The sequence below is a fragment of the Nonomuraea sp. NPDC050790 genome, assembly GCF_044456745.1.
In the GTDB taxonomy this organism is placed as follows: Bacteria; Actinomycetota; Actinomycetes; order Streptosporangiales; family Streptosporangiaceae; genus Nonomuraea.
In genome coordinates, this window is record NZ_JBITGF010000010.1 from 115,533 (window position 1) to 140,814 (window position 25,282).

General features: G+C 70.6%; 28 protein-coding genes and 3 tRNA genes. 13 read left to right on the forward strand and 18 right to left on the reverse strand.

Translation table 11 applies throughout. From position 1 onward, the window contains the following. Positions 1-14: 14 nt before the first annotated feature. Both ACIBEJ_RS41285 and ACIBEJ_RS41290 read right to left on the reverse strand, forming a co-directional pair. Positions 15-1,025 carry an NAD(P)H-dependent glycerol-3-phosphate dehydrogenase gene (locus ACIBEJ_RS41285; protein WP_397188409.1) on the reverse strand — a complete coding sequence of 337 codons (1,011 nt, stop codon included), beginning with the start codon at positions 1,023-1,025 and terminating at the stop codon, positions 15-17. A 4-nt stretch (positions 1,026-1,029) separates the two neighbouring features. After that, the gene (locus ACIBEJ_RS41290; protein WP_397188410.1) at positions 1,030-1,740 is read right to left on the reverse strand and encodes a lysophospholipid acyltransferase family protein; all 711 of its coding nucleotides are present in this window, start codon (positions 1,738-1,740) and stop codon (positions 1,030-1,032) included. 80 nt (positions 1,741-1,820) lie between these two features. Between ACIBEJ_RS41290 and cofC the strand changes: the two genes are divergently transcribed. Continuing rightward, positions 1,821-2,459 (forward strand): 2-phospho-L-lactate guanylyltransferase, encoded by a 639-nt coding sequence (gene cofC / locus ACIBEJ_RS41295; RefSeq protein ID WP_397188411.1) that lies wholly within the window; start codon positions 1,821-1,823, stop codon positions 2,457-2,459. Between the two features lie 32 nt (positions 2,460-2,491). On the opposite strand, the gene ACIBEJ_RS41300 is transcribed toward cofC, so the two are convergent. Then, positions 2,492-3,706 carry an MFS transporter gene (locus ACIBEJ_RS41300; protein ID WP_397188412.1) on the reverse strand — a complete coding sequence of 405 codons (1,215 nt, stop codon included), beginning with the start codon at positions 3,704-3,706 and terminating at the stop codon, positions 2,492-2,494. A gap of 55 nt (positions 3,707-3,761) precedes the next feature. On the opposite strand from ACIBEJ_RS41300, the gene ACIBEJ_RS41305 reads away from it, so the two are divergent. Continuing rightward, on the forward strand, positions 3,762-3,962 hold the full coding sequence (locus ACIBEJ_RS41305) for a hypothetical protein (RefSeq protein ID WP_397188413.1): 201 nt from the start codon (positions 3,762-3,764) through the stop codon (positions 3,960-3,962). Between the two features lie 68 nt (positions 3,963-4,030). Here ACIBEJ_RS41305 and ACIBEJ_RS41310 read toward each other — a convergent pair whose 3' ends face one another. The 4 genes from ACIBEJ_RS41310 to leuC all read right to left on the reverse strand — a co-directional run bounded on the left by ACIBEJ_RS41310 (position 4,031) and on the right by leuC (position 6,646). Continuing rightward, positions 4,031-4,330, reverse strand: coding sequence for an HU family DNA-binding protein (locus ACIBEJ_RS41310; RefSeq protein WP_397188414.1), 300 nt, complete (start codon positions 4,328-4,330; stop codon positions 4,031-4,033). Positions 4,331-4,421: 91 nt separating this feature from the next. Then, complete coding sequence (locus tag ACIBEJ_RS41315; RefSeq protein ID WP_397188415.1) at positions 4,422-4,664, reverse strand: hypothetical protein; 243 nt, start codon at positions 4,662-4,664, stop codon at positions 4,422-4,424. Next, positions 4,643-5,230, reverse strand: a complete 588-nt coding sequence (gene leuD, locus ACIBEJ_RS41320) for a 3-isopropylmalate dehydratase small subunit (protein WP_397188416.1) — start codon at positions 5,228-5,230, stop codon at positions 4,643-4,645. The genes ACIBEJ_RS41315 and leuD overlap by 22 nt, the downstream gene beginning before the upstream one ends. Before the next feature lie 18 nt (positions 5,231-5,248). Continuing rightward, a complete protein-coding gene (gene leuC / locus ACIBEJ_RS41325; RefSeq protein WP_397188417.1) occupies positions 5,249-6,646 on the reverse strand; it encodes a 3-isopropylmalate dehydratase large subunit in 1,398 nt (465 codons plus the stop codon). A gap of 65 nt (positions 6,647-6,711) precedes the next feature. On the opposite strand from leuC, the gene ACIBEJ_RS41330 reads away from it, so the two are divergent. Then, positions 6,712-7,428 carry an IclR family transcriptional regulator gene (locus tag ACIBEJ_RS41330; protein WP_157250884.1) on the forward strand — a complete coding sequence of 239 codons (717 nt, stop codon included), beginning with the start codon at positions 6,712-6,714 and terminating at the stop codon, positions 7,426-7,428. A 68-nt stretch (positions 7,429-7,496) separates the two neighbouring features. After that, the gene (locus ACIBEJ_RS41335) at positions 7,497-9,218 is read left to right on the forward strand and encodes a hypothetical protein (RefSeq protein WP_397188418.1); all 1,722 of its coding nucleotides are present in this window, start codon (positions 7,497-7,499) and stop codon (positions 9,216-9,218) included. A gap of 21 nt (positions 9,219-9,239) precedes the next feature. Here the strand turns inward: ACIBEJ_RS41335 and ACIBEJ_RS41340 are convergent, their stop codons facing one another. From ACIBEJ_RS41340 to ACIBEJ_RS41365, 6 genes are read right to left on the reverse strand one after another with little or no spacing between them, the layout of a single operon-like run. Next, the gene (locus tag ACIBEJ_RS41340; protein ID WP_397188419.1) at positions 9,240-9,806 is read right to left on the reverse strand and encodes a hypothetical protein; all 567 of its coding nucleotides are present in this window, start codon (positions 9,804-9,806) and stop codon (positions 9,240-9,242) included. Then, complete coding sequence (locus ACIBEJ_RS41345; protein WP_397188420.1) at positions 9,803-10,366, reverse strand: DUF6286 domain-containing protein; 564 nt, start codon at positions 10,364-10,366, stop codon at positions 9,803-9,805. Before ACIBEJ_RS41345 ends, ACIBEJ_RS41340 begins: the two co-directional genes overlap by 4 nt. Then, complete coding sequence (locus tag ACIBEJ_RS41350) at positions 10,363-10,758, reverse strand: hypothetical protein (RefSeq protein WP_397188421.1); 396 nt, start codon at positions 10,756-10,758, stop codon at positions 10,363-10,365. Before ACIBEJ_RS41350 ends, ACIBEJ_RS41345 begins: the two co-directional genes overlap by 4 nt. Continuing rightward, a complete protein-coding gene (locus ACIBEJ_RS41355) occupies positions 10,755-10,940 on the reverse strand; it encodes a hypothetical protein (RefSeq protein ID WP_397188422.1) in 186 nt (61 codons plus the stop codon). Before ACIBEJ_RS41355 ends, ACIBEJ_RS41350 begins: the two co-directional genes overlap by 4 nt. Next, positions 10,937-11,209: a hypothetical protein gene (locus ACIBEJ_RS41360; protein ID WP_397188423.1), complete on the reverse strand. Its 273-nt coding sequence runs from the start codon at positions 11,207-11,209 to the stop codon at positions 10,937-10,939. Before ACIBEJ_RS41360 ends, ACIBEJ_RS41355 begins: the two co-directional genes overlap by 4 nt. Next, entirely contained in the window at positions 11,206-11,676 is a 471-nt protein-coding gene (locus tag ACIBEJ_RS41365) for an Asp23/Gls24 family envelope stress response protein (protein WP_397188424.1), read from the reverse strand. The genes ACIBEJ_RS41360 and ACIBEJ_RS41365 overlap by 4 nt, the downstream gene beginning before the upstream one ends. Before the next feature lie 178 nt (positions 11,677-11,854). On the opposite strand from ACIBEJ_RS41365, the gene ACIBEJ_RS41370 reads away from it, so the two are divergent. Next, positions 11,855-12,631 carry a fumarylacetoacetate hydrolase family protein gene (locus ACIBEJ_RS41370; protein ID WP_397188425.1) on the forward strand — a complete coding sequence of 259 codons (777 nt, stop codon included), beginning with the start codon at positions 11,855-11,857 and terminating at the stop codon, positions 12,629-12,631. Then, on the forward strand, positions 12,624-13,997 hold the full coding sequence (gene gltX / locus ACIBEJ_RS41375) for a glutamate--tRNA ligase (protein ID WP_397188426.1): 1,374 nt from the start codon (positions 12,624-12,626) through the stop codon (positions 13,995-13,997). Before ACIBEJ_RS41370 ends, gltX begins: the two co-directional genes overlap by 8 nt. On the opposite strand, the gene ACIBEJ_RS41380 is transcribed toward gltX, so the two are convergent. Continuing rightward, positions 13,891-15,147, reverse strand: coding sequence for an MATE family efflux transporter (locus ACIBEJ_RS41380; protein ID WP_397188427.1), 1,257 nt, complete (start codon positions 15,145-15,147; stop codon positions 13,891-13,893). The two genes, gltX and ACIBEJ_RS41380, sit on opposite strands and share 107 nt — an antisense overlap. Positions 15,148-15,181: 34 nt before the next feature. Here ACIBEJ_RS41380 and ACIBEJ_RS41385 point away from each other — a divergent pair, with 34 nt between their 5' ends. Beyond that, positions 15,182-15,616, forward strand: a complete 435-nt coding sequence (locus tag ACIBEJ_RS41385; protein WP_397188650.1) for a PadR family transcriptional regulator — start codon at positions 15,182-15,184, stop codon at positions 15,614-15,616. 43 nt (positions 15,617-15,659) lie between these two features. Here the strand turns inward: ACIBEJ_RS41385 and ACIBEJ_RS41390 are convergent, their stop codons facing one another. Beyond that, positions 15,660-17,627, reverse strand: coding sequence for a M3 family metallopeptidase (locus ACIBEJ_RS41390; protein ID WP_397188428.1), 1,968 nt, complete (start codon positions 17,625-17,627; stop codon positions 15,660-15,662). 165 nt (positions 17,628-17,792) lie between these two features. On the opposite strand from ACIBEJ_RS41390, the gene ACIBEJ_RS41395 reads away from it, so the two are divergent. The 4 genes from ACIBEJ_RS41395 (at position 17,793) to ACIBEJ_RS41410 (ending at position 18,734) form a co-directional block, all read left to right on the forward strand. After that, positions 17,793-17,864, forward strand: a tRNA-Gln gene (locus tag ACIBEJ_RS41395). A gap of 43 nt (positions 17,865-17,907) precedes the next feature. Beyond that, the gene (locus tag ACIBEJ_RS41400) at positions 17,908-18,489 is read left to right on the forward strand and encodes a hypothetical protein (RefSeq protein ID WP_397188429.1); all 582 of its coding nucleotides are present in this window, start codon (positions 17,908-17,910) and stop codon (positions 18,487-18,489) included. A 78-nt stretch (positions 18,490-18,567) separates the two neighbouring features. Beyond that, a tRNA-Glu gene (locus tag ACIBEJ_RS41405) sits at positions 18,568-18,643 on the forward strand. 18 nt (positions 18,644-18,661) lie between these two features. Continuing rightward, a tRNA-Glu gene (locus tag ACIBEJ_RS41410) sits at positions 18,662-18,734 on the forward strand. Between the two features lie 462 nt (positions 18,735-19,196). Here the strand turns inward: ACIBEJ_RS41410 and ACIBEJ_RS41415 are convergent. Both ACIBEJ_RS41415 and ACIBEJ_RS41420 read right to left on the reverse strand, forming a co-directional pair. After that, positions 19,197-19,532 (reverse strand): antibiotic biosynthesis monooxygenase family protein, encoded by a 336-nt coding sequence (locus ACIBEJ_RS41415; RefSeq protein WP_397188430.1) that lies wholly within the window; start codon positions 19,530-19,532, stop codon positions 19,197-19,199. A gap of 38 nt (positions 19,533-19,570) precedes the next feature. Beyond that, on the reverse strand, positions 19,571-20,176 hold the full coding sequence (locus tag ACIBEJ_RS41420; protein WP_397188431.1) for an HD domain-containing protein: 606 nt from the start codon (positions 20,174-20,176) through the stop codon (positions 19,571-19,573). Positions 20,177-20,287: 111 nt separating this feature from the next. Here ACIBEJ_RS41420 and ACIBEJ_RS41425 point away from each other — a divergent pair, with 111 nt between their 5' ends. Both ACIBEJ_RS41425 and ACIBEJ_RS41430 read left to right on the forward strand, forming a co-directional pair. Beyond that, entirely contained in the window at positions 20,288-21,907 is a 1,620-nt protein-coding gene (locus ACIBEJ_RS41425) for a heparinase II/III family protein (RefSeq protein WP_397188432.1), read from the forward strand. Positions 21,908-22,045: 138 nt separating this feature from the next. Further along, complete coding sequence (locus ACIBEJ_RS41430) at positions 22,046-23,512, forward strand: N-acetylmuramoyl-L-alanine amidase (protein WP_397188433.1); 1,467 nt, start codon at positions 22,046-22,048, stop codon at positions 23,510-23,512. 64 nt (positions 23,513-23,576) lie between these two features. Here the strand turns inward: ACIBEJ_RS41430 and cimA are convergent, their stop codons facing one another. Next, positions 23,577-25,151 (reverse strand): citramalate synthase, encoded by a 1,575-nt coding sequence (gene cimA, locus ACIBEJ_RS41435; RefSeq protein ID WP_397188434.1) that lies wholly within the window; start codon positions 25,149-25,151, stop codon positions 23,577-23,579. Between the last annotated feature and the right edge of the window lie 131 nt (positions 25,152-25,282).

Below are 25,282 nucleotides of genomic sequence, written 5' to 3' on the forward strand. Positions count from 1 at the left end.
CCGGAGACAGCCGGTCAGACGCCGTAACGCTCGGGTTTGGGCGAGCGCGACATCAGCAACATCCCCGCCTCCCCGGGCGACACGCCGTCGTGCACGACACCCACGACGACCTCGGTGATCGGCATCTCGACGTCGTGTTTGCGCGCCAGCTCCAGCACCGACTCGCAGGACTTGACGCCCTCCGCGGTCTGGCGCGTCGCGGCGATCACCTCTTCGAGCGTCATGCCGCGCCCGAGGTTCTCGCCGAACGTGCGGTTGCGCGACAGCGGCGACGTGCACGTGGCGACCAGGTCGCCCATGCCGGCCAGGCCGGAGAAGGTGTGGGGGTCGGCGCCGAGCGCCGCGCCGAGCCGGGAGATCTCGGCCAGCCCGCGGGTGATCATCATGGCGGCCACGTTGTCGCCCATGCCCATGCCCACGGCGACGCCGACGGCCAGCGCGATCACGTTCTTGACCGCGCCGCCCAGCTCCACGCCCACGACGTCGAGGTTGGTGTAGGGGCGAAACCACGGCGGCAGGTGGCAGGCGTCCTGCAGCCTCTTGGCCACGGCCTCGTCGGTGCAGGCCACGACGGTCGCGGCGGGCTGGCGCTGGGCGATCTCCTTGGCCAGGTTGGGCCCGGAGACGACCGCCACGCGCTCCTCCGGCACGCCCGCGACCTCGCGGATCACCTCGCTCATCCGCTTGGTGGTACCGAGCTCGATGCCCTTCATCAGGCTGACCAGCACCGCGTCGTCCGGGATGTGCTCGCGCCAGGCGCCCAGGTTCCCGCGCAACGTCTGCGACGGTACGGCCAGCACCACGAAGTCGGCCCCGTCCAGCGCCTCGGCCGCCGAGTCCGTGGCCCGCAGCGCGCGGGGCAGCGCGATGCCGGGCAGGTAGTCGGGGTTCTCCCCGGTCGAGTTGATCGCCGCGACGAGCTCGGGCCTGCGCCCCCAGAGCACCGTCTCGTTGCCCGCCTCGGCCAGGATCATGGCGAACGTGGTCCCCCACGATCCGGTGCCGAACACAGCGGTCTTGGTCATGCGTTCACCGCCCGGCGGGGTCGAAGGGAGTTTCCGGAGCCTTCTGGCCGCGCAGCTCGGCGAGCTGAGCGGTGATCGCCGCCATGATGTCGGCGGTGGCCTCGCGCAGCACGTCGGCGTGGGCGGGCCGGTCGGCGTACTTGGACAGGTCGACCGGCGGCCCCACCGAGACGTGGAAGGTCTTGCGCGGGAGCGGCTTCGGCCACTTCTCCCCATACGGCAGCAGTTCCTGGGCCCCCCAGTGGGCGACCGGGATGACCTGCGCGCCGCTCTCCAGGGCCAGCCGGGCCGCGCCGGTCTTGCCGACCATGGGCCACAGATCGGGGTCGCGGGTGACGGTGCCCTCCGGGTAGAAGAGCACGCACGCGCCGTCCTTCAGTCGTTCCGCCGAGTAGTTGAGCGACTTGACCGCGTCGCTGCTGCCCCGCTGGACGGGGATGGCCAGCAGCCCGCGCACGGCCGCGCCGAGCCCCGGCACCTTGAACAACCCCGCCTTGGCCAGGATGACCGGCCAGCGGCCGTGGTTGTAGAGGAAGTGGGCGAGGAGCACCGGGTCGGTCCACGACAGGTGGTTGGTCGCGATGATCATGCCGCCGGTCCGCGGGATGCGCTCGCCGTGCCGCCAGTCCTTCTTCACCAGGAGCCACGACAACGGCTTCACGATCACCACCGCCAGCGTCTCCCAGAAGCGCGATGGTCGCACGGGGCGGCTCATGGTCTCCTCCAACAGGTACGGAATGCGTCTCAAGTCTCCCGGTTGGCCGCGCGGGATGTCGAGGCACGAGACTTAAGCCTATGAGCATCAGCTGGTCACTGGTCATCCCGGTGAAGACGCTGGTCGCGGCGAAGACCCGGCTGGCCGCCGCCACGGGTCCGCACCGCACCCGCCTCGCCGTCGCGGTCGCCTGCGACACCGTCTCGGCGGCCCTCTCCTGCCCGCTCGTGGCGCGGGTAGTCGTGGTGACCGCCGATCCCGCCGCCGCCGGTCCGCTCGGCGCCCTCGGCGCCGAGGTGGTGCACGACCCCGACCGCGGCCTGAACACCGCCCTGCGCACAGGCGCCGCCCATGCCGTACGGCTGGCGCCGCACCACCACGTCGGCGCCCTCCAGGCCGACCTGCCCACGCTGCGCCCGGCGGAGCTGGCCACGGTCCTGACCGCGGCGGCCGACCACGACCAGGCGTTCGTCCCCGACGCCCTCGACGTCGGCACCACCTTCTACGGCGTACGGCCCGGCGTCGCCTTCACCCCCCGCTTCGGCGGCGAGTCACGGGCCAAGCACCTGGCCGGAGGCGCCAAGGAACTGGAGCTGCCGGGCATCGACTCGGTCCGCCGCGACGTGGACACACCGGACGACCTGCGCGCCGCCGTCCGACTCGGCCTGGGCCGCCACACCGCCACCGTGGTCGCCGACCTCTGGCCCGACGCGGGGTGACCGGGCGCGTGGCCGTACCTCGTGGTGTGGGGTCAGGGGGTGTCGAGGTGGCGGATCGTGCGGGACAGGACCACGGGCAGGTGTGCGGCGGCCACCAGCAGGACGCCGGTCACGAACACCGCGCGCCCGCCGCTCCACTCCCCCAGCGCCCCGCCGAGCAGCCCGCCCACCGGCACCGCGCTCCACATGAGGAAGCGCATGCTGGCGTTGACCCGGCCGAGCAGGTGCTCAGGGGTGGTGCGCTGGCGGTAGCTGACCTGGGTGATGTTGAACACCACGCTGAGGGCCCCGGCCGGCACCATGAACGCCGGGAACAACGCCAGCCGCCACCCGTCCGCCACCAGCGTCAGCGGCAGGTAGAGGAGCATGGCGACGGCCGCGGTGCCCGCCATGGTGCGCCCGGCGCCGAAGCGGGCGGTGATCCGGGTGGCGAAGGCGGCGCCGGCCAGCCCTCCGGCGGCCGCCGCGGACAGCATCAGTCCGTAGAGCCCGGCGCCGACGCCCAGTTCCCTGATGAGGTAGAGGGGCTGGCCGACGTTCCAGACGCCGTTGCCGAGCTGTGCCAGCGCGCCGAGCACGGCCACCACGCGCAGGACCGGCTCACCGGCGACGTAGCGGATGCCCTCCGCCACCTCCTTGCGCAGCCGCCGCCCGGCCTGCCGTGGCGCGGGCGTCTCTTCGGCGCGTACGCGCGACAGCAGCACCCCTGAGGCGAGATAGCTGATCGCGTCGGCCAGCAGCGCGACCGGCGCGGTCAGCCACTGCACGAGCAGCCCGCCGAGACCCGGCCCCGCCAGCATGGAGACCCTGCTGGTGGCCTCCAGCACGCTGTTGCCGCGTTCGAGCCCGTCCCTGCCGACCACGGCGGGCAGGAAGCTCATGTGCGCGACGTCGAAGAAGACCGTGCAGAAGCCGATGACCAGCGCCACCAGGTAGAGCTGCACCAGCGAGAGCACGCCGAGCCACGCGGCGATCGGGACGCTCAGCAGCGCGAGGCCGCGGATCAGGTCGGTCCACACCAGGATGGGACGGCGGCGCAGCCGGTCCACCCAGACCCCGGCGGGCAGCCCGACCAGCAGGAAGGCGATCATCTCCGCCGCGGTGAGCAGGCCGAGCTGGAACGACCCGGCGTCCAGGGTGAGCACCGCGGCCAGCGGGAGGGCGACGAACGTGACCTGGGTCCCGGCCTGGGTGACGGCGTTGGCCACCGCGAACTTCGGAAAATCTCCACTCGTCCGTCGCCGCATGGGGCTCGATCTTCCGGGGCTCGCCCGCCCGGGTCAAACGATTTACGCTGGTCGGGTGCAGGCGACAGTGCGTACCTACGACCCGGCCACCCGCTCCGGAACGGTCTTCCTCGACGACGGGACGGTCCTCGACTTCCCGACCCGCGCCTTCGACGCCGGGCCGCTCCTGCTGCTGCGCTCCGGCCAGCGCGTCAACCTGTCGGTGACCGACGGCGAGGTCACGTTCATCACGCTCTCGACGTTTCCCACGCCCTGAAGAACCGGGAACGCGACGGCCCGGGCCCCGCTCCAAGCGGGACCCGGGCCATCACGCAGAAGTGACTACTACTTCTTCTTCGCCGCCTTCTTGCCGCCGGCGTTCACCAGCTCCTTGAAGTCGGAGCCGGGACGGAACTTGGGCGCCCAGCTCTCGACGACCTTGATCTCCGCACCGGTCGACGGGTTCCTGGCCGTGCGCGCAGGCTTGTGAACCATCTCGAACGCGCCGAAGCCCGTGATCGAGACCTTGTCGCCGCTCGCCACAGCCTTCTGGACGGCGTCGATAATCGCGTTCACGGCCTCGGTGGCCGTCTTCTTGTCGCCCACCCGGTCAGCGATGGCGTCGACGAGTTCCCGCTTGTTCATCTATCCCCCTGTTACGGCTCGGGGTTCCAGCACACTCGCCTCACGTAGAAACCCCTTACGCGCTCGAAATTAAGGGGCTTTCCGGGGGAACTCAATCACCCGACGTGTTTTCTTGACCGCGTGGCGTGTCGTCCAGCCCTTCGAGGAAGGCCTCCAGGCGGCCCGCGGCACGCTCCGGATCGCGCTTGGCCAGGTCGCAGATCGCCAGATATCTACGGGCGACACGCTCCTTCTCGTCGGCGGGGAGCATGCGTACGCGGCGGTGCGCCTCGCGCAACCGCCGCGCCAGCTCGTCTTCTTCCAGGTCGTCGTCTAGACGGTCGTCGGCAGCCATGGCTGCCGACCATTCTCGTACGTGGCGATGTCGTCGGCGTGACGCAGGGTCAGTCCGATGTCGTCCAGGCCCTCCATGAGCCGCCAGCGCGTGTAGTCGTCGATCTCGAAACTCCACGCGTCCTGGCCGAGCCGTACCTCGCGTTCGCCCAGGTCGACGGTGATCCGGGTGGTGGGGTCTGCCTCGACCGCCGCCTGCAGCTCCTCCACGACCTTGGCCTCCAGGACGACGGGCAGCAGGCCCATCTTGGTGGAGTTGTTGCGGAAGATGTCGCCGAAGCGGGCGGCGACGACGACGCGGAAGCCGTACTGCTGGATGGCCCAGACGGCGTGCTCGCGCGAGGAGCCCGTGCCGAAGTCGGGGCCGGCCAGCAGGATCGTGGCGCCGTCGTAGACCGGGTTGTTCAGGACGAAGGACGGATCCTCGCGCCAGGCGGAGAACAGGCCCTTCTCGAAGCCGGTGCGGCTGACCTGCTTGAGCCAGACGGCCGGGATGATCTGGTCGGTGTCGACGTTGCTGCGGCGCAGCGGCACCGCCGTACCGGTGTGGGTCGTGAAGGCGTCCATGTGCGTGGTCCTCTGCGGTCAGGCCGTGACGGCCAGGTCGGCGGGCGCGGTCAGGCGGCCGGTTACGGCGGTGGCCGCGGCGACCTGCGGCGACACCAGGTGGGTGCGACCGCCCTTGCCCTGGCGGCCCTCGAAGTTGCGGTTGGAGGTCGAGGCGCTGCGCTCGCCGGGCTGGAGCGTGTCGGGGTTCATGCCGAGGCACATCGAGCAGCCGGCCTGCCGCCACTCGGCACCGGCGGCCTCGAAGACCTTGTCCAGGCCCTCCTTCTCGGCCTCCAGCTTGACCAGCATGGAGCCGGGCACGATCAGCGTGCGGGTCTTGACCTGCCGTCCGCGCAGGATCTCGGCGGCGGCGCGCAGGTCCTCGATGCGGCCGTTGGTGCACGAGCCGACGAAGACGGTGTCGACCTCGATCTCGCGCAGCGGCGTGCCCGCGCTCAGCCCCATGTACTCCAGCGCCCGCTCGGCCGCGGCCCGCTCGGTGGCGTCCGCCATCTCCGCGGGATCCGGTACGGCGGCGCCCAGCGGCAGCCCCTGCCCGGGATTGGTGCCCCAGGTGACGAACGGCGTGAGCGTGGAGGCGTCGATCTCCACGACCTTGTCGAAGACCGCGTCGTCGTCGGTCCTGAGCGTCTTCCAGTACTCGACGGCCTGGTCCCAGTCGGCGCCGGAGGGCGCGTGTTTGCGGCCCTTGAGGTAGGCGAACGTGGTCTCGTCCGGAGCGATCATGCCCGCGCGGGCGCCGGCCTCGATCGACATGTTGCAGACGGTCATCCGGCCCTCCATCGAGAGCTTGCGGACGGCCTCGCCCCGGTACTCCACGATGTAGCCCTGGCCGCCGCCGGTGCCGATCTTGGCGATGATGGCCAGGATCAGGTCCTTGGCCGTGACGCCGACGGGCAGCTCGCCGGAGACCTCGATGGCCATCGTCTTGGGCCGGTAGGCGGGCAGCGTCTGGGTGGCCAGCACGTGCTCGACCTCGGAGGTGCCGATGCCGAAGGCGATGCCGCCGAAGGCGCCGTGGGTGGAGGTGTGAGAATCGCCACACACGATCGTCATGCCCGGCTGGGTCAGGCCGAACTGCGGGCCGATGATGTGCACCACGCCCTGCCCGGCGTCGCCCATCGGATGGAGGCGGACGCCGAACTCGGCGGCGTTCTTGCGCAGGGTCTCGACCTGCGTCTTGGAGACCGGGTCGCTGATCGGGCCCAGCACGGTGGGCACGTTGTGGTCCTCGGTGGCGATGGTGAGATCGGGCCTGCGCACCTGGCGTCCGGCCATGCGAAGGCCGTCGAACGCCTGCGGGCTGGTCACCTCGTGGATGAGGTGAAGGTCGATGAAGAGCAGGTCGGGTTCGCCTTCGGCGCGCCGTACGACGTGTCGCTCCCAGACCTTCTCCGCCAGTGTGCGGCCCATTGATCTCCTCCTTGAGACTCCGCGCCGACTTGCCTTCTCATATGTCGAGACGGCAGTATCGGTGTATGGACAACTCTAGCGGAGTCGGCGTACTGGACAAGGCCGTTCTCGTGCTCAATGCCCTGGAGGCCGGACCGGCCTCGCTCGCGCAGCTCGTTCAGGCCACCGGACTGGCCCGGCCGACGGCACACCGCCTGGCCGTGGCGCTTGAGCACCACCGCATCGTGACGCGTGACACGCAGGGCAGATTCGTCCTGGGACCGCGGCTGTCGGAGTTGTCCACCGCAGCCGGTGAGGACCGGCTCCTGGCCGTGGCGGCGCCCGTGCTGACCCAGTTGCGCGATCTGACCGGCGAGAGCGCCCAGCTCTACCGGCGCCAGGGTGACGAGCGCGTGTGCGTGGCCGCCGCGGAACGGGCCAGCGGGCTGCGTGACACCGTGCCCGTGGGGTCGGCGCTGCCGATGACCGCGGGTTCGGCCGCCCAGATCCTGCTCGCCTGGGAGGAGCCCGACCGGCTGCACCGGGGGCTGCGCGGCGCCAAGTTCACCGCCGCGACCCTGGCCAGCGTGCGCAGGCGTGGATGGGCCCACAGCGTGGGCGAGCGCGAGCAGGGTGTGGCCAGCGTCTCGGCGCCCATCAGGGGCAGCGGGGGCAAGGTGATCGCCGCCGTCTCGGTCTCCGGTCCGATCGAGCGACTCACCCGCGCGCCCGGCCGGCTGCACGCCGTACCGGTGATGGCGGCGGCCGAGCGGATCACCGAGTCGATGCGCCGTTCCTCCTGAGGTGCCATGATCAGCTAAACCGTCTATTTGGGGAGCCGAGCGCGTCCCGGGCGCACTAGCCTGAGTGGGTGACAGATCGCATCGAGGTAGCCGCCACTGAGCTGCGACCCCTGCTCGAAGAGTTCATCGTCTGGGCGCGCACCAACGCGCCCGACAGTTCCCCCGAACTGGTGGGACCCGCCGCTCTTTGGCACCGCATCACCTTCTCCTCCGATGTCGGCACCTGGAAGCGTGCCGACGTCCGTGGCGTCATGCTCGAACAGATGCCCAAGGTGGTGGACGACCCCGATGCCGCCGCCGACGGCATGGTCCCGGCGCTCGACGCCTACCTCACGTTCCTGTCGAAGTCCGGCCGGCTGAGCGAGCGCTCCGACGCGCTGGCCGACCTCCTCGGCGAGCTCGCCGACGTCGAGGAGGACTTCATCGATCTGATGGAGGACCTCATAGGCGACGAAGACGACGAAGGTGACGAGGACGACGAGGAGGAGGGCGGCGACCTCGGCGACTTCGAGCCGTTCGCCGACCGGCTCGCCGAGCTCGACACCATCCGGCTCAGCCCCGACTCCGAGCTGGCCGAGGCGGTGCGGGCCGTACCGCTGATCGCCAAGGCCCGTGACCTGTCGGTCTGGGTCGGCCCCGGGCGCCGGGTCGGCGACGACTCGCTGCTGTCCGACGAGGAGGTGGTCGAGGCCCTCGACGTGGTCGGGCTGCCGAAACCCCAGGCCGGCGAGGACGTCCCGCAACTGTGGAACATCTGGAACCTCGCGGTCGACCTGGAGTTCATCGAACCCGCCGGCGACGACACCGTCAGCGTCGACGACGACACCGCGAGCTGGCCCTTCGACGACGACGAGGACGTCCTCGACGCGTGGATGCTGGGCCTGCACTCCGTCGACTACGGCGACCCCGAGCTCGACGACGACGACCTCACCATGGCCCTGGCCGGTCTCACCCGCGGCCTGCTGATCCGGCTGCTGCTGGCCGGCGGCGCCCGCGAGCTCGACGGCCTCAGGCGCGAGCTGGAGGAGGCCGCCGCCGAGATCGACGAGCTGGGCGCGGAAGCCTGGACCGCGGCCGCCGGCCAGTACGGCGGCGACCCGCTCGCCCCCGTGCTCGACTGGCTGGTCGGCTACGGCATGGTCACCGTCTCCGGCGAGGTCAGGCTGACCCCGCTGGGCGTCGAGGGCGTCGTGCACCTGGCCGACGACGCCGACATCGAGGTGGACGCGCGACCGGCCATCGAGTCGATGAGCGCGCTCGACCTGCTCACGCTGAGCGCCGAGCTGCCGGAGGAGGAGGCGGACGCCGAGTTCGCCGCCTGGATGGAGCTGCGCGAGCCGGGCAGGGCCGCCCAGGAGCTGCTGGACGCGGCGGCGCAGGACGACAACGACGCCCTGGTCCGCGTGCAGGCGGCCAGCGTGGTCGGCACGCTGGGCGAGGCCGCCGTCCCCGCCTGGCAGCAGGCGCTGTCACACCCGGCGCTGCGCCCCTACGCCGCCACCCACCTCACCCAGCTCCAGGTCCCCGATGCCCCCGAACCCACCCAGGACGACACCCACTGGCTCATCCTGGACATGTGGACCATCTCCGCGGGTCTGGGACGCGCCGAGTTCGTGAGCAGCCTGCGTGACGTCGGGCCCGAGCTCCTGAACAACCTGCTGGAGGTCATCTGGAAGATCCCCCACGCGCACGTGGAGGAACTCCTCGACCTGATCTCCCAGGTCCACCCGGACAAGCAGGTCGCCAAGGCGGCCAAGCGCGCCCTGTTCAAGGCCCGCTCCACCGCCTGACCCGATCGCCCTCCGCCCCGCTCAGCGGGCGGAGGGCGGTTTCAGGCTCACCCGGGCGATCGCGGGCAGCCGGTCGGTCTCCAGGGCCTGGCGCATGTGCGGGATCGCCACGCCGGCCAGGTGTTCCTTGATCTCGTCGATCGGGGCGCGCTCGTCGGCGACCAGGCGCAGCCGTACCTCTGGGTGGCGGGGCGAGCCCGCCAGGTCGGCGCGGGCGCTCAGCACCGCGGGGCTCGCGGCGGCCTCCGCCGCGACGGCGTCGGTCACGCCGCTCGCGGCGATCTCCGTGACGCCCTCGGGCCCGTTGTCGAGGCGCAGCGACGACAGCCGCGAGCTCCTCGCCTGTACGGCCAGCCACCGCAACCCCAGCACGACCAGCACGAGCCCGGCGAGCGCCACCAGCCACCAGGCCCACGAGAAGGCGAAGAACTCCCTCACCGGCCCGTTGACCAGCGGCTCCGCGGCCGGCGCCCAGTTCTGCGGCATCAGCGCGAGGCTCCTGGCCACGGCCGCGCCCCCGAGCACGGCCAGCAGCAGCCCGACCAGGGCCAGGCCGAGGCGGTTGCCCCGCCGGGTGGTGCGGTTCACGCTCGCTCCTTCAGCCGGACGGACACCTGGTAGCGCTGGACCGGCGCGAGTCCCTCCATCCGTGTCAGCACGGCCTCGCGGACCTGTGCCCCGGTGGCGGCGTCGTTCCAGCCGCTGGTGGTCGCCGTGACCGCGACGGTCCTGCCGCGCAGCGCCGCCTCGGCCGAGCGCACGCCCGGCACCTCGCCCGCGGCGTGGGCCAGGGCGCTGGAGAAGCTCTGCGGCCGTACCCCGATGACGAGCTGCGGGTCGCTGGTGTGCAGCGGCACGAGCCTCGGCCGGCCGGGCACGAGCGCGAACACCAGCAGCGCCAGCCCGATCAACGTCACCACGATGGCGCCGACCAGCACGACCGGGCTCTGCCACGGCGTGGCGGCGGCCCAGTCCAGCATGTTCGCCGCCGGGAGCCAGCCGACCGGGCGGCCGAAGAGCCAGGAGATCACCTCGGCGGCCACGACCGCGCCCAGCGCGACCAGGAGCACCGCCACGATCACCGCGGGCACCGTGCGCTGGGGCCGGAACTCCTTGAGCGCCGCCCGGTCAGCCCGATCCGCGCTCACGACGCCGCCCCCTCGTTCTCCTGTGCCAGGTGCGTGACGATGACGTCGATCTCCGTCGCGGTCAGCCCGGTCAGGCGGCCGAGCTCACCGGCCAGTTCCTCGCGGATGCGGCGGGCGGTCGAGCGCAGCGGCGCCGGGTAGCCCACGGTGACGAACAGCCGGACCCGCACCTGGTCGCCGTCCACCCGCGCGGCGGTGGTACGGGTCCAGGGCAGGCCGTCGTGCTCGGCGACCGCGACCACCCCGGGCAGCGAGCCGGCCAGCGCGCAGGTGATGCGGGTGGCCGCGCGGTCGGTGACCGTGGTGCGCCCGCGCGCCCGCGACGGCACCCGCTGGGCGGGCACCAGGACGTCGGCGGGCGCCTGCGCCGTGGCGACCTCGGTCGCGGTCATTTGCGTCTCACCGTGAGGTGGGCCACGTTCACCTCGCCGCCCTCGGCGAGGCGGCCGACGAGGAAGCCGAGCGCGCCGAGCAGCAGCACCAGCAGGAACGCACCGATGCCGCCGAAGGCCCCGGCGAGGCCGAGCACGATGCCCACGGCCATCCCGATGATGGACAGCGGATAGTTCGTCATGAGGTCTCCTCCAGGTCGTCGATGCGGATGTTGACCGGGCGACCGTCCGCCAGGCCCGCCACCGCGCGGCGTACCGTCGCGGCGAGCTGGGGCAGCGGGTGCCCGTTGCGGGCGACGATCGAGATCTCGACGCCGTCGTCGCGCACGGCCACCCCCACCAGGCGCTCACCCGGCAGGTAGGTGGACACGGTCCCGAACGGGCCGCCGGACAGGCCGGCCACCCCCGGGACGCCGCGTGCCATGTCGGCGATCGCCCGGGCGTCGGTCATTGGACCCGGGGCTCCTTCTTGGGCGTCTCCTCGGACCGCTGACCGGGCATGTGCACGTCGTCGATCTTGATGTTGACCTCGGTGACCTCCAGGCCGCACATGCGCTCGACCGCGGTGACGACGTTCTTGCGCACCGCTCCTGCCAGGTCGGGGATGGCGGTGCCGTACTCGACGACCAGGTCGAGGTCCACGGCGGCCTGGCGCTCGCCCACCTCGACCGACACGCCCTGCGCGACGCTCTTGTCGGCGCCGACGAATCCCCGCACCGTCCCCATGGCGCGGGCGGCGCCCGCGCCCATCTCGTACACGCCGCTCACCTCGCGGGCGGCGAGCCCGGCTATCTTGGCGACCACACCGTCGTCGATGGTCGTGGTGCCGTTCTCACTGTCGAGCGCGCCGCTCGCGGAGCCGTTCTGGGTCCGCGCCCGCGGTACGGCCGGCGTCTCCTTGACCGTGGCTTCCGACACGATCGTCACCCCCGAGAATTGAAGTGTCACAGCATGTAGCAACTGCTTCAGGCTAAATTTCCGACATACCGGGAAAAATGCGTCACGAGCTGGATTTATTGACAAGTCCTGACTTGCGCTAAATGAGCCACGGACCTACGTGGGCCAGGACCCGGCAGGTCGGCGCTAGCCTTGTCGGGTGCGTATAGCGAGGTTCTCCACAGGCGAAGGTGTCTCGTTCGGCGTGGTCGAGGGCGGTCCGGGCGAGGAGGTCGTCTCCGCGGTCGCCGGGCACCCCTTCAACCAGGTGCAGTTCACCGGTGAGCGGTTCCCGCTGGCCGAGGTGAAGCTGCTGTCCCCGATGCTGCCGAGCAAGGTGATCGCCATCGGGCGCAACTACGCCGAGCACGCCGCGGAGCTGGGCAACGAGGTGCCGGAGGAACCGCTCATCTTCCTCAAGCCGTCGACCTCGGTCATCGGCCACGGCGAGCCCATCGCCTACCCGACGACCCTGTCCGACCGCGTCGACTACGAGGGCGAGCTGGCCGTGGTCATCGGCCGACTGTGCAGGGAGGTCCCGGTCGAGCGGGTCAAGGACGTCATCTTCGGCTACACCTGCGCCAACGACGTCACCGCCCGCGACCTGCAGAAGAAGGACGTGCAGTTCACCCGGGCCAAGGGCTTCGACACCTTCTGCCCGCTGGGGCCGTGGATCCAGACCGACCTCGACCCGAGCGACCTCGCGCTGACCACGACGGTCAACGGCGAGGTGCGCCAGAGCGGCCGCACGAACCAGCTCATCAACGACATCCCCGCGCTGGTGGCCTACGTCAGCGCGGTCATGACGCTGATCCCCGGCGACGTGATCCTGACCGGCACCCCCGCGGGCGTGGGCCCGCTGGAGGTCGGCGACGAGGTCAGCGTCGGCATCGAGGGCATCGGCACACTCACGAACAAGGTGGTATCCCGTGACTGACCTGCGGGTGCGCTTCGCGCCCTCACCGACCGGCATGTTCCACGTGGGCGGCGCCCGCACCGCGCTGTTCAACTGGGCGCTGGCCGAGCAGTCGGGCGGCCAGTTCGTGCTGCGCATCGAGGACACCGACGCCTCGCGCAACCGGCCGGAGTGGACCGAGGGCATCATCGCCGCGCTCGACTGGATCGGCGTCAACGGCACCAACCCGGCCTTCGAGGGCCCCTACTTCCAGTCCGCCTTCGAGCCGCAGCACCGCGAGGCCGTGGCGAAGCTGCTGGCCGACGGGCGCGCGTACCACTGTGACTGCACCCGCGAGGACCTGGTGGCGCGCACCGGCTCCGAGCACAAGGGCTACGACGGCCACTGCCGCGAGCGCGGCCTGACCGCCGGCGCGACCCGCTTCCGCACGCCCGACGAGGGCGTCACGGTGGTGGAGGACGTCATCCGCGGCCGCGTCGAGTTCCCCAACGACGCGCAGGAGGACTTCGTCATCGCCCGCACCGACGGCTCGCCGCTCTACGTGCTGGCCAACGCGGTCGACGACATCACCCAGGACATCACCCACGTCATCCGCGGCGAGGAGCACCTGGGCAACGCGGCCAAGCAGGTCATGCTCTGGCCCGCGCTCGGCAAGCGGCCCCCGATCTGGGCCCACCTGCCGGTGATCGTCAACGAGCAGCGCAAGAAGCTGTCCAAGCGCCGCGACAAGGTCGCCCTGGAGTCCTACCGCGACGAGGGCTACCTGGCCGAGGCGATGGTCAACTACCTCATGCTGCTGGGCTGGGGCCCCGGCGACGACCGCGAGATCATGCCGTGGTCGGAGATGATGCCGCTGTTCAAGCTGGCGGACGTCAACTCCGCCAGCGCCTACTTCGACGAGAAGAAGCTGCGCGCCTTCAACGGCGAGTACATCCGCGCGCTGCCGCTGGAGACCTTCGAGGAGCGCTGCGCCGCCTACCTCGACCCGAGCTGGGACCGCGAGACGTTCAGCAAGGTCGCCCCGCTGGCCCAGACGCGCATCGCGGTGCTGTCGGAGATCCGGCAGAACGTCGACTTCCTCTTCCTGCCCGAGCCCGTCTTCGACGAGGTCTCCTGGGACAAGGCGATGAAGAACTCCCCGGTGGAGATCCTCTCCGGCTACCTGGAGCGCCTGGACACCGTCAGCTGGGACCCCGAGTCGCTCAAGGTCGCGCTGGAGGAGGTCGGCGCCCTGCACGGGCTGAAGCTCGGCAAGGCGCAGGCGCCGGTCCGCGTGGCCGTCACGGGCCGGACCGTGGGCCTGCCGCTGTTCGAGTCGATCGAGGTGCTCGGGCGCGAGCGCGCGCAGGAGCGGCTGCGCGCCGCCCTGTCCAAGCTCCAGGCGTGAGTACGGCGCCGCCGAGGCTCACCAGAGCCCCGGCGGCCATCGCCACCCACACGCCCGTGACGCCCAGCCACGAGCTCAGCAGGTAGGCGAGCGGCACCTGCACCGCGAAGCCGGCCAGCGTGGCGGCCAGCAGGCGGCCGCCCCTCCCGCTGGCCTGCAGGACGCCGCCCGCGGCGATCAGCCCGCCGAAGGGCACCAGGTAGAGCGTCATCCAGCGCAGAAACTCCACGGCCGGGCCCGGGTCGGCGGTGAACCATCCGGCGACCGGCACCGCCACCAGGTTGAGCACCGCCGCGACGGCCACCCCGGCGCCGAGGCCGAGCAGCAGCGGCCGGCCGGCGGGCTCCGAGCGGGCCGTTCTGATCATCGTGGCCTGGCGCAGGGCGTAGAAGGCCATGACCCCGGCCAGCATGACCTTCGAGCCGATGCCGTAGCCGGCCTGCGCCGCCACGCCGTGCCGCGCGACGACGTCCACCAGGAGCATGCCCACGAGGGCGCGGGCCAGGAAGTCGCCGGACATGGGCAGCCCGGTGCGCACGATCTCCCATGCCGGGACCCGGCCCGGAGCGTCGGCGGGCGCCTGCCGGACGAGCGCGCGCAGGGCCAGGCAGAGCGTGGCCAGGCGGGCCAGGACGGTGGCCGACGCGGCGCCCTGGACGCCCATGTCAAGGCCGTGGATGAGCAGCGGGTCCAGGACGACGACCAGGGCGTTGCAGGTCAGCGCGTTGCGCATCGGGGTCCTGGTGTCGCCCTTGCCTTTGAGCACGCCGTACACCACGCATTGGGCGAAGAAGACGGGCAGGCCGGCCAGGGAGATCAGGTAGTAGTCGGCGGCCAGGGCGGCGGTGGGCGCGTCGGCGGCGAGCAGGGCGGCCAGGGGCTCGCGCAGCAGCACGCCGGGCATGGCCACGGCGAGGCTGATCGCGGCCCAGAGCAGCCAGCCGGTCCTGACCAGGGGCGCGAGCGGCGCGCGGCCGTCGCGGCGGCCGACGAGCACGGTCAGGCCGGTCTCGACGGCCAGGAACAGCCCGAGCGCCAGGTATTCGGTGGTCGTGGCCACGGTGACCGCCGCGACCGCGCTCTCGCCCAGGCCGGAGACCCAGAGCAGGTCGATCACGCTGACCGCGACGACCGCGGCGAGCAACTCCACGTAGACGGGGAACGCCAGCCTGCTCAGCGGGCACCTGCGGCCGGTCAGCGACGGCGCGCTCTACCCGGCCATCGCCCGGCTGGAGGCCAAGGGCCTGGTCGAACGGCACGAGGAGGAGGGCAGCGCGGCGGCCCGCCGGCTTGTGCTGACGCTGACGGCGGACGGCAGGCGGGAGCTGCGGCGGCGGCTGCGCGAGCCCACGGACGTCGACATCAGCGACCAGACGCGGTTCTTCGCGCTGCTGACGTTCCTGTCGGCGCTGCCGGATCCGGCCGAACGGGCGCGGGTGCTGCGGCGCAGGCTCGACTTCCTGGAGACCCCCGCCAGCTTCTTCTACGACGGCGAGCGGCCGGTGCGGGCCGAGGAGGAGAGCGATCCCTACCGGCGCGGCATGCTGCTGGTCGCGCGGGCCACCGGCGCGGCGGAGCGGGAGTGGCTGCGGAAGGAACTGGGCGCGGAAGACGAGTGAGGGGGTACGGCAGGCCCCGCCGTACCCCCTCAGAAGGGACTTTCTACACCAATCCGCGACGCTCAAGCAGCGGGCGGATGCTGGGCTCGCGGCCCCGGAAGTTGCGGAAGGCGGTCAGCGCGTCGAGGCTGCCGCCCTTCGACAGCAGCTCGCGGCGGAAGTGGTCGCCGTTCTCGCGCTTCAGGCCGCCGTTCTCCTTGAACCACTCCACGCTCTCGGCGTCGAGCACCTCGCTCCAGATGTAGGAGTAGTAGCCGGCGCTGTAGCCGCCGGAGAAGATGTGCGCGAAGTAGTTGGTGCGGTAGCGCGGCAGGACGAGCGGGAAGGCGATCCCGGCCGACTCCAGGGCCGCGGCCTCGAACGCGCGCGCGTCCTCGACCGTCTCGCCCGCGGCCAGCTTGTGCCAGGCCCAGTCCAGCAGCGTCGCGGCCAGGTACTCGACCGTCGCGAAGCCCTGGTTGAACTTCTCCGTCGCCTGCATCTTCTCCACCAGCTCGGCGGGCATCGGCTCGCCCGTCTCGTAGTGCTTGGCGTAGTTGGCGAGGATCTCCGGCCAGGTCGCCCACATCTCGTTGACCTGTGACGGGTACTCCACGAAGTCGCGCGGCACGTTGGTGCCCGACACCCTCGGGTAGCGCACCGCGGAGAACAGGCCGTGCAGCGCGTGCCCGAACTCGTGGAAGGCGGTGTCGACCTCGTCGAACGTCAGCAGCGTCGGGCCGTCGGCCGGCTTGGTGACGTTCAGGTTGTTCATGACGACGGGCAGCTCGCCGAACAGGTAGGACTGGTCGACCAGGTTGTTCATCCACGCGCCGCCGCGCTTGGTCGGGCGGGCGTACGGGTCGAGCAGGAACAGGCCGAGCTGCGAGCCGTCCTCGTTGGACACCTCCCACACCGAGACGTCCTCGTGGTAGCCCTTGAGGTCGGTCCGCTGGGTGAAGCTCAGCCCGTACAGGCGGCCCGCCGCGTAGAAGATACCGTCGCGGAAGACGCGGTCGAGCTCGAAGTAGGGGCGCATCGCGTCGGCGTCGAAGTCGTACTTCGCCTGGCGCACCTTCTCGGTGTAGAACGACCAGTCCCACGGCTCGATCGCGAACCCGGCCTGCTCGGCCAGCGCCTCCGCCTCCTTCTTGGCATTGCGTACGGCGGGGCCGACGAGCTGGCCGAGCATCTCCTCGACCGCCTCGGCCGTCTTGGCCGTCTGGTCGGCGACGCTGTAGGCGGCGTGGCTCGGGAAGCCGAGCAGCTTGGCCCGCTCGGCGCGCAGGGTGGCCATCCGGACGGCCAGCTTCAGGTTCTCCGGCGCCCGCTCCACCGACAGCTCGTACAGCCTGCGGCGGGTCTCCCGGTTCGTGAGCTGCGCCAGGCCGGGCTGGTTGGTGAAGTTGAGCAGCGGCAGGACGTACTTGCCGTCCTTCTCCAGCGCCTTGAGCTGCGCCTCGTCGAACCCGTCGAGCTCGGCGGCGTCCTCCACGACCAGCGCGGACTCCTTGCTCGCCCTGAGCAGGTTCTGCGAGAAGTCGGTGGACAGGGTGGCGAGCTCCTCGTTGAGCCGCTTGAGCCGCTCCTGGTCGCTCTCCGACAGGTCGGCTCCGGCCCTGATGAAGTCCTCGCGGTACTTCTCCAGCAGCCACGACTCCTCCGGGTCGGAGGTGTTGACCTGCTTGATCCGCGCCCACAGCGCGCGGTTGAGCCGGATCTCGTCGCTGTGCTTGGTCAGCCTCGGCGAGATCTCCTTCTCGATGGCCATGATGCCGTCGGTGGAGTCGGAGGAGACAATGCTGTAGAAGACCATGCCCGTGCGGCCGAGGACGCGGCCCGAGCGCTCCAGCGCCGCGATCGTGTTGTCGAACGTGGGCGTTTCCTCGCTGTCCGCGATCGCCGCCACCTCGGTCAGGTGCTCGCTCATGCCGCGCTCGAACGCGGGGAGGTAGTGCTCCTCCCGGATAGCCCCGAAATCAGGCAGCTGATAGGGCAGGCTGCTGGGTGTGAAGAACGGGTTCTCTGCCAACGTTCGAGCTCCTCATGCGGTGGTTTTGTCCTCCTTCAGCTTGGCATGTCGCGGGGTCGCCGGGCGCCCCCGACGCCCGGTCGGGCAATCGTTTTGGTGGTGACCGCCAAGCTGGGCTATTCTTTCGGAGGTCGCCAGGCGAACTCCCCAAGGGGTTCGTTTCGGTGGGGTATGGTGTAATTGGCAGCACGACTGATTCTGGTTCAGTTAGTCTAGGTTCGAGTCCTGGTACCCCAGCTTTTGACGGATGTCCTCTCGATAGGGCATCCGTTTTCTGCTTATGGAAGAGTTCCGTATTCGCCCGGGTTCCTTCCCGCGCTTCGCCCTCGCCTTCGCCGGGCCGCTGCTGCTCTTCTTCCTCGTCCTCCTCCTGCTGGGCGCCATCCTGACCGGGTCCACGGTCGGCGGCGTGCTGGTGGGGCTGGCCGGGGTGGCGGTGCTGGCGGGCGTGCTGGTGGTGAAGCACCGCAGGCTGGTCTCGGGGACGGTCGTGCGCTTCTCCGGGGAGGGCGTCTCGCTGAGCGACGCGCACGGCTTCTCCGTCCGGCTGCTGTGGGGGGACATCACCCGTGTCGGGGTGGTGGAGACGCAGAGCGCCGATCCGCGGTGGATCGGGCGGCGCGGGGGGATGCGGGTCAGGACGCAGCCGTTGCGGGCGACCGGGATCATCGGGTGGGGCACCCGCCGTACTCCTGAGCGGGTGCCGGGGTGGATGCGGCGGCGGCTGGCGGCCGCGCCCGTCGATCCGGCGACCGGGAGGAGCGAGGTCGCGATCCCGTTGGGAGAGCTGGATCCGCTGTGGGAACGAGGGCCGATGGGGGCCTGGATCCGGCGCCACCGGCCCGATCTCCTGGGCGGTTAAGCGGTTTGGAGTGCTCCTCGGGGTGCGGTAGAGTTACCTGCGTCGCCGGGGAGACCCGGCGAAATCACTTGTGATCAGGGTCCCGTCGTCTAGTGGCCCAGGACGCCGCCCTCTCAAGGCGGTAGCGCCGGTTCGAATCCGGTCGGGACTACCACTGTCACAAGTCCACGAAGGTCCCGTCGTCTAGTGGCCCAGGACGCCGCCCTCTCAAGGCGGTAGCGCCGGTTCGAATCCGGTCGGGACTACGACCTTTTTCCTGGATGCCGTCTTTCTTTCTGTTACGGCAAGCCCCCGTACCGCCACCCGCCGTCGCGGGTTTCCGCCGATCGTGGGGGTCGCTTCTCACGTCGGACGTGGTGCCCACCGCAACGGCCCACGTTCACCACTTCCCGTGCCCCACCCTGGCCACCGCCGAGGGCGCGTCGCCCACCACCCCGCCGTCTCGGCGCCCTTTTAACCCCCACCCCTGGCCTGCCGCTGACCCTGCGGACTGGGCAACCCGTGCCCGCCTGCGTTCAGCCGTGCGGCTCGTCGGAAATCCGTGTGATTGCCCACACGTGCGTTGTGGCTCCACTGGCAGGACGCCTTTATGCCCGCTGGCAGGGTGTTCGCCTGGCCGCCTCCCAAGGCGCGTCCAGGTGCGGCGGCCCAGGGCGGGGGTGCTGGCCGGGTGGCCTGCCCTGGCGCGGTGGGCCACCCGGGTGGGGTCACGACTTGGGGGCGGCGCTTTGGATGACCTCGAAGGTCCAGACCTGGGAGCCGGTCGCCGCCGCGTGGCCGTGGCCCTGGCTCTTGGCGGCCTCGGCGGCCTGCGCGTGGCCGCGCTGGAAGGCCGGGCCCCGCTGCCAGGCCAGGTAGTCCTCCTCACTGCGCCAGCGCGTGTACACGAGGTACTGGTCGGTCCCCTCGAGCGGCCGCAGCAGCTCGAACCACTCGAACCCGTCGGCCGAGTCGACCATCCCGGCCCGGTTGGCGAACCTCTTCTCCAGGTCCTCGCGCATCTCGGCGGGAACGGTCAGAGCGTTGATCTTCACGACAGCCATGCGCCAACCCTATGCGGGCACGTCACGGCCGACGCGCATCACGCGTCGAGGAAGTTCAGGGGGTTGGCGGCGAGCTTGTCGGCGAATCCGGCGCGGACGAAGCCGCCGGCCACGCTGTCCGGTTTGCGGGTGCCCTGCTCGGTCATCCGAGCCGTGAACCGCTCCACGAGGTCCAGGCGCGGGTAGCGGCGCAGAATCTCCTGCTTGGCCGGCTCGGGGATCTCGTCGGTCTGGCGGCCGGAGATGTCCATGGCCGTGGAGAGCTCCAGCAGGTGGCCCTCGGGGTCCTTCGTGACGTCCACCTCCGGCCACATGTGGCGCACGATCACCTCGGCGGCACGCCTCCTGCGCTCCGGCGGCCAGCCCGCCCCCGCCCCGAACACCCACGCCACGTGCCCACCGGCCTCCTCGAAGGGGACCGTGTGGTTGTCGAAATCCTTCGCCAGGCCCAGGTCGTGCAGCATCGCCGAGACGTAGAGCAGTTCGGCGTCGAAGGCTATGGCGTTGGTCTCACCGTAGGCGGCGGCGAAGAGGTACGCGCGTATCGAGTGGTTGAGCAGCGACGGGGTGTGGAACTCGGTGGCCACCTCAAGCGCGAGCCGGCAGGCGGCGGTGTCCGGGATCAGGATGTCTGCGTAGTTCACGAAGTCAGCATGGCATCGAGCCGCTAACGATCGCGCACCCGGCTTGACCTCTTGATCGTCGGTTCGAGAGCATGTCTCGCTCCCGTGAAACACCCTCGGAAGGACACCGGCGTGCGCCGCCTCGCGATCCCCCTTGCCCTCATGCTCGCCACCACCGGGCTCGGGACCCCCGCGCAGGCCGCTGACAAGGTGAAACGCACCGCCCAGTGCCAGGGTGACTGGATCCCCGGCACGCCCACCGCCGAAGACGTGATGAACGGGGAGATCTCGCTCGTCGGGCAGCCGCCGTACAAGCTGGGCAAGAAGATCAACTGGGGCGCGAGCCCGTACCGGAACCGGTCGTGGGAGTTCGTCTTCCACTCGCTGCGCTGGGTCGGCACGCTGGTCGTCAGCTACGAGAACACCGGTGAGCCGCGGTACCTGGAGCGGGCCAAGGAGATCACCAAGGACTGGGTGGCCAGCAACAGGCGTGGGGCCGGCCGTACCAAGGACTATGTCTGGAAGGACCACCCGACCTCGCTGCGCACGCAGGCGCTGGTCTGCCTGAGCATGCACGTCGGCGACGGGTGGCTGAAGGACAGCCTCAAGGAACACGCGAAGCTGCTGTCGGACGCGCGGCTGTACAAGAAGGGGCACAACCACGGCATCGACCAGGACATCGCGCTCCTGGCGATCGGCTGCCGGCTGGAGCGGCGCGACTGGGCGTCGCTGGCGATCAAGCGGCTGACCGGCACGGTCAAGCTCGACGTCGACTCACAGGGCGCGCTCATGGAGCAGGCGCCGCGCTACGCCGTCTACGTGTACGGCCGGCTCCAGGTCGCCATGACCAACATGCGCGACTGCGGCCGCAAGGTGCCAGGCGAGATCGCCAAGCGCACCGAGGCGCTGAAGGACTTCGTCGCCCACTCCACCGAGCCCAGCGGCTACATGGTGCCGATCGGCGACGGCAGCGCCGAGACCCAGCCGAAGATGGAGACGGGCACGCCCAAGGAGAAGGTCAAGGTCTACCGGGCCGGCTACGTCTTCGGTCGGACCGACTGGACCAAGGAGTCGGCCTACTACTCGCTGCGGTTCGGGCCGGGGATGAAGTTCCACGGGCACGAGGACCACATGGGCGTCACCTACTACGCCGACGGCCGCGACATCCTGGTCGACGCGGGCTTCCACTCCTACGAGAAGAGCTCCTACCGCTACTGGACGCTCTCCCCCGAGGCGCACAACGTGCCCCTCGTCGAGGGGGCGCGGTTCCGCCCGCGTACCGCCACGAAGCTCACGAAGGCGACGTACGGCTCCGGCCGCCAGACCTTCCGGGTGGCCGACAAGGCGTACGGCGTGGGGCGTACCAGGAGCGTGTTCGTCAACCACGGCGAGGACGTGATGGCGGTGCGCGACAGCGCGAGCGGCGGGAAGAAGGTGCGCAACCTGTGGCGGTTCGACCCTTCGTTCACGGTCGTGTCGAACGCGGGCGGGCGGGTCGTGCTGGGCGACGGGAAGTACCGGGTCACGCTGGTGCAGTTCGCGGGCTGCACGCCGGTCGGCGGGCAGAAGGTGGAGCGGGGCGGCAAGCGGGGCTGGGTGTCGCCAACGTACCTGTCGAAGAAGCCAGCCAGCGTGGTGGTCTCGCCCGCGGCCAAGGAGCTGGTGACGGTGGTCGTGCCGGGCGCCGACGACCCCAAGGTGTCGTGCTCGGGCGGCAAGGTGAAGGTGAACGGCGTGTCGGTGGTCTTCTGAACACAGGGACGACGGAAAGTTTCAAGTAAAGCCGGAGTGATGTCAATTATCGACATCAGTCAGGGATAGTCGTATCTTGCGGCCATGAGGGCTACTCGAACCCCCCGATTAGTGCTGCTCGTGACGAGCATGATCGCCATGCTCACCCTCGTCCTGCCGACCACGACCGCCCGCGCGAACGTCCAGGCCGCCCCGCTCGGCGACGCCTTCGCCCAGGCCGCGCAGACCTACAAGGTCCCCCGCGACCTGCTGGCCACCATCGCCTACGCCGAGACCCACTTCGACGGGCACGCGGGACAGCCCAGCGCCAGCGGCGGCTACGGCGTGATGCACCTGGTCAGCAACCCGACCGCCAAGGTCCTGGAGAAGGCCGCGGAGCTGACCGGCCTGTCCACGCGGGCGCTCAAGCGCGACGCCGCGGCCAACGTCAGGGGCGGCGCGGCCGTGCTGCGCGCCTACGCCGACGAGCTCGGCCTGGCCGCCGACGCGCCGCCCGGGGCGTGGTACCCGGTCGTCGCCAAGTACAGCAACGCCGCCGACCCGGCCACCGCCCGCCTGTACGCCGACACCGTCTACGACTTCCTCGGCAAGGGCGTGACCGGCACCGCGGGCGCCGAGCAGATCAGCGTTCCCGCCCAGATGGTGACCGCCGAGCGCGGCGCGTACGAGCAGGCCCAGGACCTCACCGCCATGGCCGCCCTCAGCCCCGACTACCCGCCGGCCGCCTGGGTCGCGGCGAACTCGGGCAACTACACCGCCTCCAGCCGCGAGTCCAGCTACAACATCGACCGCGTGATCATCCACGTCACGCAGGGCTCGTACGCCGGCACCATCTCCTGGTTCCAGAACCCGAGCGCCAACGTCTCCGCCCACTACGTGATCCGCTCCTCCGACGGCGCGGTCACCCAGATGGTCCGTGACAAGGACGTCGCCTGGCACGCCGGCAACTGGAGCTACAACACGCGTTCCATCGGCATCGAGCACGAGGGCTTCGTCGACAACCCGTCGTGGTTCACCGACGCCATGTACCGCAGCTCCGCCGCGCTGACCGCCTACCTGTGCAACAAGTACGGCATCCCGAAGACGCGCACCGGCATCATCGGGCACAACGAGGTCCCCGGCGCCACCCACACCGACCCGGGCCGGCACTGGGACTGGAACAAGTACATGCAGTACGTCACCGGAGGCGGCGGCACCACCTGGTCCACCATCGTGGACAACACCACCGCCGGCCGGTTCACCGCGAGCGCGAACTGGGGCACCTCAACGTACTCCGACCAGCGCCACGGCCCCGACTACCGCTTCGCCGAGCCCGTCGCGGCCAGCGACCCGGCCTGGTACAAGGCGAACATCCCCACCGCGGGCACCTACAAGGTCGAGGTCTGGTACCCGGCACTGCCCGGCTACAACAGCTCGGCCCCGTACATCGTGGCCGCCTCGGGCGGCAACCAGACGGTCTACGTCGACCAGCGTTCCGGCGGGGGCGGGTGGCGCAGCCTCGGCACCTTCTCGCTCAACGCGGGCGACTACAACGTCGTCGGGGTGAGCCGGTGGACCTCCGGCACCGGCCTCGTGATCGCCGACGCGGTCCGCATCAGTAAGTGACGGCCTTTGGGGTACGGCGGCGCCGTACCCCAAAAGTCCTTAACACCCGGCGCTTTACGGCCTGCTACAACTCGCGGCCCGCCCGCAGCAGGCCGTAGGTGACGGCCTGCTCCAGGGCCTGCCAGGAGGCGTCGATGATGTTCTCGTCCACGCCGACCGTGGCCCACTCGCCCGTGGCGTCGCTGGTCGTGATGAGGACGCGGGTGATGGCGTCGGTGCCGTGGGTGCCCTCGAGTATGCGCACCTTGAAGTCGATCAGCTCGACCGCGGCCAGCTCGGGGTAGAGCTTCTCCAGGCCCAGGCGGACCGCCCGGTCGAGGGCGTTGACCGGGCCGTTGCCCTCGCCGGTGGCCACGATGCGCTCGCCCTTGGCGTGCAGCTTGACCGTGGCCTCGCTGACCAGTTCGCCGCCCTTGGTGCGCTCGACGATCACGCGCCAGGACTCGACCTCGAAGTGGCGCCTGCGCTCGCCGTGCAGGGTGTCGCGCAGCAGCAGCTCGAACGAGGCGTCGGCGGCCTCGAACGTGTAGCCCTGCGACTCCAGCTCCTTGACCCGGTCGACGAGCTCCTTGGAGTTCTCGGCGGACAGCTCGTAGCCCAGCTCGCGGCCCTTCAGCTCGACGCTCGCGCGACCGGCCATGTCGGAGACCAGCATGCGCATGTCGTTGCCGACGGCGGCGGGGTCGATGTGCTGGTAGAGGTTCGGGTCCACCTTGATGGCGCTGGCGTGCAGGCCGGCCTTGTGCGCGAAGGCGGACATGCCCACGTAGGGGGCGTGGGAGTTCGGGGTGACGTTGGTGACCTCGGTGATGGCGTGGGCGATCCTGGTCATGTCCTGGAGCGCGGCCGGCGGCACCAGGTCGAAGCCGCGCTTGAGCTGCAGGTTCGCCACGACGGTGAACAGGTTCGCGTTGCCCGAGCGCTCGCCGTAGCCGTTGGCGCAGCCCTGGACGTGGGTGGCGCCGGCCTTGACCGCGGCCAGCGTGTTCGCGACCGCGCAGCCGGTGTCGTCGTGGCAGTGGATGCCGACGCGGGCGCTGGTCTGGGCGGCCGCGTACACCACCTCGGCGAGCTCGTCGGGGAGCATGCCGCCGTTGGTGTCGCACAGTGCGACGACGTCGGCCCCGGCCTCGGCCGCCGTCCTGAGGACCTCCAGAGCGTAGGCTGGGTTCGACTTGTACCCGTCGAAGAAGTGCTCGGCGTCGAGGAAGACCCGCTGGCCCTCCGCTTTCAGATGAGAGACGGTGTCGCGGATCATCGCGAGATTCTCACTGAGGGTCGTGCGGAGGGCCAGCTCCACGTGCCGGTCGTGACTCTTGGCGACAAGGGTCACGACCGGCGCGCCGGATTCGCGCAGTGCGGCGACCAGAGGGTCATCGGCTGCCTTCATGCCTGCCCGGCGGGTCGCGCCGAACGCGGCAAGCTGCGCGTGCTTCAGGTCGAGCTCTGTTCGAGCCCGCCTGAAGAACTCTGTGTCCTTGGGGTTGGCGCCCGGCCAGCCCCCCTCGATGAAGCCGACGCCCAGGCTGTCCAGGTGGCGCGCGACGGACAGCTTGTCGGCCACCGTCAGGTTGAGGCCTTCCTGCTGTGCGCCGTCGCGCAGCGTGGTGTCGTACACGTGGAAGCGGTCGTCGGCCATCTGATTTGGTCTCCCGTGGAAATGAAAAAGACCCCTCACGGACGTGAGAGGTCTGCGCGCTGGCGGTGTCCTTTGTCAGCCAGCGCGCCTGCCGATAATGAGCAGACCGTAGAACATGGTGCAGCCGAGTC